The organism is Chitinophaga eiseniae (assembly GCF_900167135.1).
GTDB classification, from domain to species: domain Bacteria; phylum Bacteroidota; class Bacteroidia; order Chitinophagales; family Chitinophagaceae; genus Chitinophaga; species Chitinophaga eiseniae.
Map to the genome: position 1 here is coordinate 450,016 of NZ_FUWZ01000006.1, position 11,023 is coordinate 461,038.

The 11,023-nt window shown below is 49.1% G+C and carries 8 protein-coding genes; 3 read left to right on the forward strand and 5 right to left on the reverse strand.

The features are described 5' to 3' along the window. The first annotated feature begins 110 nt into the window (after window positions 1–110). On the forward strand, window positions 111–545 hold the full coding sequence (locus B5D63_RS30895) for a hypothetical protein (protein ID WP_078672735.1): 435 nt from the start codon (window positions 111–113) through the stop codon (window positions 543–545). 99 nt (window positions 546–644) lie between these two features. On the opposite strand, the gene B5D63_RS30900 is transcribed toward B5D63_RS30895, so the two are convergent. The 5 genes from B5D63_RS30900 to B5D63_RS30920 all read right to left on the reverse strand — a co-directional run bounded on the left by B5D63_RS30900 (window position 645) and on the right by B5D63_RS30920 (window position 8,887). Next, window positions 645–1,757, reverse strand: a complete 1,113-nt coding sequence (locus tag B5D63_RS30900; RefSeq protein WP_159456235.1) for a TlpA disulfide reductase family protein — start codon at window positions 1,755–1,757, stop codon at window positions 645–647. Window positions 1,758–1,774: 17 nt separating this feature from the next. Further along, window positions 1,775–3,295: a RagB/SusD family nutrient uptake outer membrane protein gene (locus B5D63_RS30905; protein WP_078672737.1), complete on the reverse strand. Its 1,521-nt coding sequence runs from the start codon at window positions 3,293–3,295 to the stop codon at window positions 1,775–1,777. 10 nt (window positions 3,296–3,305) lie between these two features. After that, window positions 3,306–6,872 (reverse strand): SusC/RagA family TonB-linked outer membrane protein, encoded by a 3,567-nt coding sequence (locus B5D63_RS30910; protein ID WP_078672738.1) that lies wholly within the window; start codon window positions 6,870–6,872, stop codon window positions 3,306–3,308. 116 nt (window positions 6,873–6,988) lie between these two features. Continuing rightward, on the reverse strand, window positions 6,989–8,245 hold the full coding sequence (locus tag B5D63_RS30915) for a FecR family protein (protein ID WP_078672739.1): 1,257 nt from the start codon (window positions 8,243–8,245) through the stop codon (window positions 6,989–6,991). Window positions 8,246–8,335: 90 nt separating this feature from the next. Then, window positions 8,336–8,887, reverse strand: coding sequence for an RNA polymerase sigma-70 factor (locus B5D63_RS30920; protein ID WP_159456236.1), 552 nt, complete (start codon window positions 8,885–8,887; stop codon window positions 8,336–8,338). 253 nt (window positions 8,888–9,140) lie between these two features. Between B5D63_RS30920 and B5D63_RS30925 the strand changes: the two genes are divergently transcribed. Together B5D63_RS30925 and B5D63_RS30930 are read left to right on the forward strand one after the other, a co-directional pair. Continuing rightward, window positions 9,141–9,509: a hypothetical protein gene (locus B5D63_RS30925; RefSeq protein WP_078672741.1), complete on the forward strand. Its 369-nt coding sequence runs from the start codon at window positions 9,141–9,143 to the stop codon at window positions 9,507–9,509. Between the two features lie 215 nt (window positions 9,510–9,724). Then, window positions 9,725–10,993 (forward strand): hypothetical protein, encoded by a 1,269-nt coding sequence (locus B5D63_RS30930; RefSeq protein WP_078672742.1) that lies wholly within the window; start codon window positions 9,725–9,727, stop codon window positions 10,991–10,993. Window positions 10,994–11,023: the final 30 nt, after the last annotated feature.

An 11,023-nucleotide genomic window follows, 5' to 3' on the forward strand; every position in this document is an offset into this window, starting at 1 on the left:
TTACCGGAATTAACCACGCCTCCTTTTAGTTGTCCATCGTTTACCTACAGCATTCTCCCCGCAGTAGTTGTCCTTATTTTCATTATTCACCTTAAAAACCTGTATTACACATGAAAAAAATCCTGCTGTTTGTAGCCCTTGTTGCGGTAGGCATCACCGTCACCACCCGGTCCACGTCCGGTACCCAGGGAGACAAGTCCATCCCGCAAAACGTTGTCAACGCCCATGAGGCTAAGTTACTCTCCACTTACTATCCCAGTAAATGGAAAGGTGTGGCCATTGAGCCGGCAGACGCCGACTTTATGTATGCCTATACGTACCTGATTAATTATGCGAGTAGTACAGCCACATTGATGAGCGGCCCTACCTATGCCATGTTCGCACTCACTTCCTCCTGCAGGAGCGAATGGTTGAGTTCCAAAATCGACCCTGCCTGCACCTCCGGCTGCAGAACATGGTCTTACTACTACAGCCCGGCGCCTTCCTTCACCTCCAATGTTAATTACCTGGCAGTAGGCTGCCCCGGTGTAATCGATTTGCAGTAATAAGAACGGCCTGTCGTTACGGCCGGTCGTCTCCCTGACCGCAACGATCTGAAGTTTTACCCAAAAATAAAACCCCGCGGCCAGCGCGGGGTTTGTTAGTTATTTTCCAAACAGTTCTTTTAGCTTTTTTTCTATCTCTCCGTTTCCTTCTTCACCCATACCAACTTGTTTCATCAGTATCTTTCCCTCGGGGCTGATCAGGTAAGCGGTGGGAACGGCGTTTACCGCAAAGCTGTTCACAGATACCTTTTTAGTATCCAGTACCTGTGGCCACGGCAACTCCTGCTTTTTCAGTTCGTTGAGCCAGGCAGACTTGTCCTGGTCTATGGAGATACCTAAAATCTCGAACTTATCGCCGCGATACTGCTGGTACAACTCCTTCATGTAGGGAAAGGAAGCTTTGCAAGGCCCGCACCAGCTCGCCCAGAAGTCGATCAGCACGTATTTACCCCGGAAGCTACTGAAGCTAACGGATTTATCTTCCGGCGAATTCAGGATGAAATCCGTGACTTCAACACCTGCGACCGCACGTTTTATACCGGTCAACCGGCCTGCCACTTCTTTTGCCGGACCAGTAGCTTTCTGCGCAGGAGCTAGTTTGTTGTAAAGCCTTTCAAGATCTTCCGGCGGAAGGATCGCCTGATAACGGCCAAGGATAAACGCACCGGCGTAAGCATCTGCATTTGTCTCCACGAAATCACCAATATACGGGATCAGGCGCTGTTGTATCAGTTGCAGGTATGTCTTGTTTAAAGTTGAATCGTTTTTGGGTTTGTCCGCGAAACGCTCGTTGACCGCAGCCCTGATATCTGTCCTTAACTTCTCCCTTCCTTCCTCAAACTCCTGAAAAGCGGCAGCAGAGCGGCTTCCGCGAATGGGAGCGGCGCGAAGCCCCTGGGTCACATCTGCCAGGTCGATATAAATAGTACCCGGCCCATCAACAACAACCGGAAACGCCGGTGGCCCGGACCTCATTTTGGTATCATATTCTGAGTAGAGATAAGGGACGGCATCTTTTACCCACGGAATACGTATGGTGAAACGGCCATCCTGTATTTCAACAGAATCTTCTTTGATACCGTCTCCAAATACATATACTTTATGGTATCCTTTCAGGTCTCCTTTCACGGTGCCTTTGATCACAATCTTTGACTGGGCCTTTGTTGTAGCAGCAATGCCCACTGTCATTAATACCAGTAATAACTTTCGCATATTCATCAATTAATCGGTTAAAAAGGACGGGTTTCCAGCGGAATGCCCCAATTCGGGTTGAACCTGAGCACGACGTTACTGATGGGCAGAATAAAATCCTTCGAGTCGATAGTGCCTTTGTAGGTCTGGCCACCAATGCTATGGGTAATCTGCAATTTGGACCAGGGTTTCCCCTTGTCGAGCGTAAAGCGTTTCAGATCGAGAAATCGTTTGACGCCTCCGATCGGCAGTTCCCGTCTTCTTTCTTCGAGCACCCATTGGATAACCTCATCGGGTGTGCCGCCGGTCAGTGCGGGAGTACCGGTTTTGTACCGGTACCGGCGCAGGGTATTGAGGTCCTCAAGCGCCAGATCAGGCCTGTTGGTCCTGGCATAACCTTCTGCCCGCATAAGCAGTACTTCGGGCCAGGAGAAACCATCTGTCAGCTGTGTTTTTTGAGCACGGTAATTACCGATGCGCATGCCGTCGTCATAGCCGCCACCCACAGTTGTTTTATACCCCGGGGCATTGATATAGAAAAAATTGAACCGGAGATCTGTTACCTGATCGTACAGGGCGATCAGCTCCGAAGAAGGATATGAGAGCGCGACACCCTGACCGGCGCCGGTTTCTGACACTCTGTAGAACAGGATTTCCCGGCTGTTGACAAGATTGGTGTTGCCATCCTGAGAAGAAAGAATCAGCGAAGTGGTCGGTCTGGAAGGATCTGCAAGCTTAAATTTATTAAAATCATACAACACTCTGTCCGGGCCATCTGCCGCCGTCCACGCAAGATTTGCATAATACGCCACGCTATCGAACCGCTGGGTAAAGAGATGATAGTAAGCCAGCATGGCATGGCCGGTGGCTTTTTCAGCGCGGGAAGGCCAGCTGGAGCGTGCCGGCAGATCAGGCAATGCGACATGCAGTTCACCGAGCACCCGGCTGGCTACTTCTTCCGAGGAAGACAGGTCCGGAATAGGTTTATTGATATCGACATCCACTACGTAAGGAATGGTTTTAGCGCCGTTTTCTGTCCCTGGCTTGTATACCGGCCCATATATCATATTGGCATTAAAATAGCACCATGCCCTTGCCACCAGCGCCTGTGCTACGGAGATCCTGCCCAGCTTTTCCTCCTCTGCCGTTTTCTGGCTAATACCACGGATACCCTCAATAACATTATTGAAATAAGATATCTGCTGGTAGATACCCATCGAACCGGAACTCCAGAATTGATCGTCAACATTAGGGTTTTTGTAAGGCTGACGGAAGATATGCGCGAAATAACGTTCACGGTTCGGATGACCGTTGAGCACAAAACCTACTTTGGCCTGTCCTTCCGTCATTTCGAGGTTATCACCCAGGTAAGAGAGCAAAGACCCTCTGTTACCGTCGAGGAAGTTGAATTCTACCGTACCGGTATTGTCCAGCAAATGATCATAGTCCGTTACCGATGAAGGAATGAGCTTTCCTTTGGGCTTCACATCAAGAAATCGTTTACAGGAGCCCATCAGCAAAACGACGGCAATGAGTATAAAGTATTTTTGGTTGGTCATAATAATCAGGTTACAGGTTTACGGAAAATCCGACATAGAATTCGGGTCTCAGCGGCAATGTTCTTTTGATGGTCATATTCACGGACTGCTCAATTGTTTCAGGATCTACCCCCACCTTGTTGGCTGTTAAAGTCCAGAGGTTGCGGCTCTGAAAATAAATCCTAGCGCTATTGAGTCCTGTGTTGCCCCATAGTTTATTGTCCAGTTTATAAGACAGCGTGAGGTCCCTGAGTTTCAGGAAGTCGGATTTTTCAATCATCACTTCCGTATACGGGAAATACCATGCGTCTGTACTGAAAGCGGCCAGTTTGGGGTAGATGGTATGATTTTCATCTCCTGGTTTACGCCAGCGCAGGGCCACCTCTTTATGGTCGATATTGTCTCCGTTGAAAGCATCTCTGCGGAACACTGCTCCCATCTGGGCGATCATCATAAACGACAGGTCGAAACGTTTGTAGCTGAAGGTATTGGTGAGGCTAAAGATAAATTTGGGCCGGGCCGTTCCCGCATACACCATATCTTTCACGGCCAATTGGTTTCCGTATATTTTTTCTTTCTCATCGGAATAATATTGTGGTGTACCTGTGTTATCCAATCCGGCATACTGATAAGCGAAAATCGCGTCGAGCGGGTACCCTGTTCTCAACACAGCTCCGCCATTGCTTCCCAGCATCGTATTGGAATAGCTGAAGGTCAGGTAATTGGGGTTGAGATAGTTATAGTTGAACTGCAACACCTTGCTCTTGTTGTAACTGCCGTTAAAAAAGAGGTTCCAGCCAAAGTGCTTCGACTTCACCACATCTGACTCCAGGGAGAGTTCAACACCGGTATTCCTTGCAGAACCCGCATTCCTGGTAATCATGAACCTGCCGTAGGTAGGGTCGATAAAATCGGGTGCCAGCAGGTCTTTGCTCATTTTGTTATAATAATCGACGGTCAGATTGAGCCTTCCTCCCATCAGACGTATATCGGTTCCAATGTTGGTAATGAGGGTACGCTCCCAGCGCAGGTTGTTGTCCGGCAGGGAAGCGATGGTATAGGGAATGGCTCCCGTTGATGTGGAAAAGCTGCCCGGCGTAATCAGCAGGAAAGGTCCCTGCGTGAAGGAGATATTTCCGTTGATACCATAGGAACCGCGTATGTCCAGCTTATCTATCCAGGAGACATTAAAGAATTTTTCCTGTCCGAGTTTGTAGGTGCCGCCAACAGACCAGTTGGGTTTATAGCGATACTTCGGATTGGTACCGAACAGGTTTCCCTGATCAATGCGGGCGCTGCCACTCAGGATAAAACGGTTGTTGTATTCATAGGAACCGTTGGCATAAACGGAAAAGAACCGGTTGTCGCGCAGGGAATAGGAACCGTTGCTGACGGGGTTCATTCCATCCGGGAACAGGAAATCCGTGTTATAGGCGAAGCTGTTAAAATCCAGGTAATTGAACGTTGAGAATGTTCCGGCCTGGTCATTATACCCTACCCTGCTGGGTGCGGCATTGTTGTCTATCAGGTCTTTATTCACCTCGCCGCCGGCGATGACGGAAATCCGGTGGACCTTATTGAACGTTTTTCCATAGTTTGCCTGCGCCCTGAAAGTATAGGCTTCGCTCTGGCTACGGGTTTCATTCAGGATGGCGCCTTCAGGCAGGTAATGTTTGCCGGGGTTGGAGACCGACGAAGCGGCATTATACAGTGACCGTACAAAGAAGGAATTGGCGTTGCGCAGATTGCGCAGGATGCCGCTGCCCCTTGTCCATGAACCGCCCACTTCAGCACTTAAGCCATCCAGTATGTTTACCGCGATGCTGCCGCCCAATCTTGCCTGAAACGCCTGGTTCTTTGTGGTAGCCATTTCCAGGTCGTTCAGCGGATTGTATTCCATGGATTTGAGCCCTCCGTATTCAATATAGCGGTCAACGAGGTCCGGTCTTACTGCGGGAATGTTCTGCGGGTTCCCGTGCTCGTCTACAATATTGTAGTACGGCTTCATGATTTTCCAATTGGTATAATCCAGCATATCGCCTGCTTCCATGGGCATTTTGCTGTTGTTGAAATTGATATTGGAGAACATTTTAACGGTCACGCGTTTGCCTGGCCGCCAGTCGTTTTTAAGATCAAGGATTAGCCGGTCATTGCTGTTGCCCTTCATATTACCCTGATTGGCGATATAACGGACAGCTGCATTGGTAGAGAATTTTTCCGTACCGGCAGCAATGGCGATGTTATGCTGCTGTGTAAAACTTTTCCGGAATAAGTGCCGTTCCAGCTGGTCCTGCGTATTGTTTTTCTTCAGCTGGGCGAGTTCCGCATTTACTTCCGCTTCAGAAAGCAGCCCCTGCTCCTTCATCACCATTAATTGTGTTACGCGGCCATAGAAGGTAGATGACTCATATTCCCAAAGCATATTGGCGGCATCGCTGTTGTAGTAGTCCACTTCCGCGTCCACAAAATCCGCGGCGCTGGATTTGTTGAGATAAGATAACCGGGGGCGTAGCGTCATACCGGTGCTGCCTTTATAGCTTATCTGCAGCTTTCCGGTTTTGGCTGTTTTGGTGGTGATCACGATGACACCGTTGGAAGAGCGGGCGCCGTAAATGGAAGCAGCTACGGCATCTTTTAATACAGTGATGGTTTCAATGTTGTCGATGTTCACGGTTTCCAGTCCGCCCGGCGCCGGGAATCCGTCAATCACCACCAGGGGATCTCCGTTGGCCAGAAAGGTAGACCGGCCGCGTACTTCCACCTTGCCGTCTTTTGTAATGGCCACGCCGGCCGCCTGTCCTTCCAGCATGGTCAGCAGGTTGGGTTGCAGTTTACCTTCCAGGCGTTTTGTCTGCAGGGAGGAATAGGCGCCCGTCATCCTTTCCCGGGAGATGGACTGGTACCCGGTGTTGATGGTAACGGCTACTTCATCAAGTTTGGTGGCGGCCCGGCTGAGTTTTACGATGAGCGCCGGCCGGCCTTCTTTCAGCATATCGGCGGTTACCGTTATCTCCCGTGGTGTAAACCCTACGTAGGTAAACCGGAGGGTATTTCCTTCATTGACAGCCACCGAAAAGCTTCCGTCAGCCGCGGTGGCTATTCCTTTCTGGCTTTCTTTTACATGGATGCTCACACCGGACAATGCAACGCCTTCCATATCAGTTACCCTACCTGTAATTACCGTGGCCGCAGGCAGTGCAGCTGTAACAGGAGCGGGTGCTGACGAAGGTTTTCCTGACAGGATAATGGTTTTGCCCTGCAGCACATAGCCCAGGCCCTGGTCTTTCAGCACCAGGTCCAGTACCTTTTTTAAGGGAGCATCGACAACAGAGAGGGAAACGGTCCCTGAGCCGGACAGCAATTCTTTATTGCTAAACAGCACGTATCCCGTTTGTTTTTCGATGACTGAAAAGACTTTTTTCAGCGTGAGATTTTTGCCGGAAAGCGTGACTGACTGGGCAGAAACAGCCGCTTTCACGGAGACAAGGGCCGTGATCAAAAACACAGGTAGCAGCCTCATTACTTTTGAAATTTGTGCCGGGAGCCTGCTTCCCCGCAGCGCAGGGAAAGACAGGCCGCCATAAGCAGTTTTTTGCATAACTTGTGATCTAGTTTTGGTTGTGAATAAAAAACGGTTCGCGAGACCTTTTATAAATCAACTAAAATACCGCCGGGAACGACGCCAATCGTTTCCGGCTCTTTATTTTAGCGGTATCAGGGCATGACAATCAGCGTTCTGCCTTCAAGACGAAAATGAACATTCGATTTTTCAAGTGCAATCAATAATCCGCTCAGCGGAATATCCCTTGTCATTTTTCCGACAAATTCAATATCCGGTATGCCTCCTTCATATTTAACATCGATATCGTACCATCTTTTCAACTGGCGCATCACTTCATCGATCCTGGCGTCTTCAAAATCAAACACGCCATTTTTCCAGGCCATTACTTTTCCGACATCGCCGGGCCTGACCTGCATTTTTTCCACCACATTGCCGTGCATCGTGAGCGAGGCCTGTTCGCCGGGCTTTAGTATTACCTGCTGCTTCCCGTTGCGCCGGTTCATGGTCACCGCCACCTTTCCTTCCAGCAGGGTGGTATGCTGCGACGGTTCATCCGGGTAGGCGTTAACGTTAAAGTGAGTACCCAATACAGTTACCTCAAACCTGTTATCGGCATTGACCACGAACGGTACAGCCTTTCCTTCTTTTTGCCCGGACGCTGCCTCAAAGTATACCTCCCCGGTGATCTCCACACGGCGTACATCGCTTGTAAACCGTGTAGGGAAACGGATAGAGCTGGCAGCATTCAGCCACGCCACCGTGCCATCCGGCAGGATAATCCTGAATTGCCGACCCCTGGGGGTGACAAGCGTATTAAATGTTTCTTCCGTAGAAGTTTGCGCGGCTTCTTTATACGCGAGCTGTCCATCTTCCACCGACAGTTCCGCCCCGCTTTGATGGGCAACGACCCCATTGCCCACAGCATCGAGCAGGATGGTGGAACCATCTGCCAGGGTAAGCACCGCACCTTCCTGGCCCGGCCTGATCTGTGTTGCCGGCTTCGACGCCAGGGCCGGCGGTGTTGTATCTTGTTGCGGCCAAAAATACCAGGTACCTGCTACCAGCAACAATACAGCTGCAGCATAACGCCACCAGCGACGACGCAGGAATGGAATACGGGCAGGAAGTTCCGCTGATGTGGTCTGCAACAGCCGTTCCTGGTGAAAGGCTTCCAGCGCTGCCGCTGCAGCTGCTTTAAAGGTGGCATATTCTGTATGCAGCGCTGACAAATTTTCTCCATTGTTCAGGAAAGCCTCCCACTCCTGATGCTGCGCCTTTTGTTGCAGCCACTTCTCCAGTTCTTCCCTTTCTGCTTCCGGCAGCTGTTCCAGTTTTTCATAAGCCGCCAGCTTTGCGGCCCTTAGCAGGGCGGCTAACTCGTCATCTGGCATATCAGCCTCATTGATCATCGTGCAAGGTCGGTTTAGTATATGACAACAGTCGTATGACGGATTTGACTTCCGTCATAACTTTTTTTTAAAAAAAGGTAAAATGAGGGATTAATCTGCCAGGAGCAGGCAGACAAGCACCACGCCGGGAACAATTTTCCCCCGCAGCAATCTTATCGCCCTGGCTTTCTGATGGCTAACAGCCGAAGGCGAAATGCCCAGTTGCAAGGCAATTTCATTGGTACTTAGTCCTTCGATATTTAACTGCACCACCTTGGTGCATTCGGGAGGCAGTGTTAAAATCGCTTTATGCAGCATCCGCACGACTTCCGCATTAAAAACATTTTGTAAAGTATCCTCATATGAGGTCTCCTCCAGTTGCTTTTCGTAGGCCAGCTGTAATTTCTTTTCGTTGCGTTTCTGTTTTTTCAGGTGGTTTAGGGAGCGATTACGGGTAGCTACGTACAAATAGGCGCTGATGCTTTTTACCTCATTCAGAAATTCCCTGGTCTTCCACAACTGAAGAAAAACTTCGGACACGATATCTTTAGCAGCAGATTCATCACCCACGATCCTGTTCGACAGCAGGCAGAGCGCCGGATACATGTCCATAAAAAGCCCGTCAAATGCTACAGTATCGCCTTCGTTTATACTTACTATCAAATCCTTCTCACTATGTGACTTGCTATTTTGCAATGCTCATATATTAATTTAGCCCATATATATCTTTCAAATATAGATTTTACTCCAAAATAATCCTAGCGGCCGGCGGAAAAAGCCGGCGGCATAACGCGGGCCACCCCAACTCACAATACAGCTTCCACCGTTGCGGGCCGCAGCACTGCTGGCGTCTACGGCATTCCGCCCGCGGTACTTATCACTATATTCACTATTCCCCCTTTAATCTCTGTATCACATGAAAAGAATATTACTGTTCATCACCCTCGTGGCAGTGGGTATCACTGCTGCCTCCTACTCCACTTCCGGCGCCCAGGGCGAAAAACCCACCCATGGAAACGTCATCGGTCAACCTTCCGCTGCGTGGACTTACACCTATTATCCCAGCTCATGGAGAGGCACCCCTATCCATCCGGACGATGCCGCTTTCATGTACCCTTACTCGTACCAGCTCAATTATGCCGCCGGTATAGCTACCCGGGTAGCGGAGGAAGGTACACCTCCCGGTGTTGGCCGGCTCTTTTCCGTAAGCCATGTCCGGTGTCTACCGGGAATATCCCAGCCAGCTCACAGCGTGTACCTCCTAAACTTTTTTTTGTCAAGATGAAATAATTCCCGAAGTTCGCTTCACAAGACGACCTTATTTTCTAAATAATCAACGGTCCTAACTATCACTACCACCTATGAAATCCTGATACACGGAATATAACTATCCATTCCGGACCGATCAGCAACGATACACCTAAGAACCGCATTAGCCAGACACCCTCACTGGTTAAGAACGATAGCTATTAAAACGCTCGTACCCTCAAATCCATTATTATGGCCATTAAAGCACAAATAAACACCGGCTATGACCCTCAGGGGAATATCTATCAAAAATACCGCCCCCTGGATAAGGATAGTCTTAAGGTCGATGTTAACGCCGACAAAGACACTATCCAAAAAATCGCTACTGACCGGATCAATATTCTTAAAAAGGACAGAAGGAATATATACCTGCTGAAGTTCCGGGCAAAGAAAATACAACAGATAGTGCAAACGGAAAAAGCTGCCGGCAGAAAACCGCCAATGGCCATTGTTTCGTCGGGAAGAAGCGCCTGGATAAAAAGTATGTATGCGAAAGGTCTAAGCATACTGGGAAGCAACCAGCGCTTCGCCGGCATCGATGACCTTACGCCCATCGCCAACGGCGATAAAATTCCCGTGTATTTTCCCTATCGCCTTACCGCGAAAGATGCTGACCAGAGAGGGTTTTATTGTTTTGTTCAACAAAACGAATATCAGACTTATACAGCCGACCTTAAAGATACCGGTATCACCGTGATAGGGTATGAACTGGGGACAGAATTCAAACCGATGCTGGGTTTTGGCGCCAGCCGCTATGCTGTGGTAAACTTCTTCATGAATACCGGTATATCGCTGGCATGGTTAATAGACGACAATGTACTCTATATTTCCCGCCTCCATGAATTCAGTTTTTTTGAAGACAAAATGAACAGCACCCCGGGCGTTTGGGCGCTGGGAGGTACCGGCCAGGCAGAATATCAAACAGAGAAAAGCCTGCGGAGTATCAGAAAAACGGAGAATTATACCCCACCAACAAATTTCATTAGCCCGGATTTCCTTCAACAGGCAGTATTATGGAATATAAAACAATTCGTCGGGAACACTATCAACTTCAGTCCCCACTTCATCTGTTCCGGCGAAGATGTCAGTATCTCCTACCTACTGGGGAGGGACAAGTGCAAGGCCTTCTATGAGTGCCTTATTTATAAAGGCTGTGACAGCGCCGCTCCTCAGAACAAACAACTTCAAAAGCTGAAAAACGGCTTGTACAACCTCATTGACAGCGTAGATCCCATACCTGTCAACGACAACTCTACCCTCAAGCAACTACTTCAATCCAATAAAAAATACCTGAAGGGTGATCCGGTAGAAATAGCGCGCATGAAAGCTTCGGAACAAATTCAGCTGAAGTATATGTCTAACGAAAACGACGCAACGCAGTATACAGATCTAAACTCCAAGCTACTGTACTTCGCTTTTACCTTCAACGGTAAATATGATGTTCAGCTAATGAATGCATAACTGATAGTGCCGCTATCATCGCTTCCCTCT